This window comes from Helicobacter muridarum (assembly GCF_000765805.2).
Taxonomy (GTDB): domain Bacteria; phylum Campylobacterota; class Campylobacteria; order Campylobacterales; family Helicobacteraceae; genus Helicobacter_A; species Helicobacter_A muridarum.
Genome location: NZ_JRPD02000067.1, coordinates 1 through 650, shown reverse-complemented (window position 1 = coordinate 650; position 650 = coordinate 1). Strand labels below are relative to the sequence as shown.

The window sequence follows — 650 nt, the reverse complement described above, 5'->3', positions numbered from 1 at the left end:
AAAGATTCTTTGGAAAAGTTAAGTTCAGGTTTGAGAATCAACAAAGCAGCAGATGATGCTTCAGGTATGACTATTGCAGATAGTTTGAGAAGTCAAGCTAGCGCATTAGGTCAAGCAATATCAAACACAAATGATGCTATGGGCATTATTCAAATTGCTGATAAAGCGATGGATGAGCAGCTTAAAATTCTTGATACAGTGAAAATTAAGGCTACACAAGCAGCTCAAGATGGACAAACAACAGAATCAAGAAGGGCTATCCAATCAGATATTACAAGACTTATTCAAGGTCTTGATATGATTGGTAATACCACTTCATTCAATGGACAGAAGTTGCTATCTGGTGCTTTCACAAATAAAGAATTTCAAGTTGGTGCTTACTCTAATGAATCTATTAAAGCTTCAATTGGTGCGACTACAAGCGATAAGATTGGTCAAGTAAGGATTGCTACAGGCGGATTAATCACAGCTTCAAATACTGTTGCGATTACATTTAAAAATGTTGATGGCGTAAATGATGTAAAATTACAGTCTGTAAAAATTTCCACAAGCGTTGGAACAGGTATTGGTGTTTTAGCTGAAGTTATTAATAAAAGCTCTGACAAAACAGGGATTCGTGCGGTAGCCAATGTTATCTCAACATCTGATGA

The 650-nt window shown here is 36.3% G+C and carries 1 protein-coding gene; it reads left to right on the top strand.

Annotated elements, in window-relative coordinates; translation table 11 throughout:
* A partial coding sequence (locus LS73_RS09755; protein ID WP_328590926.1) for a flagellin N-terminal helical domain-containing protein occupies window positions 1-650 on the top strand: 650 nt, incomplete at both ends.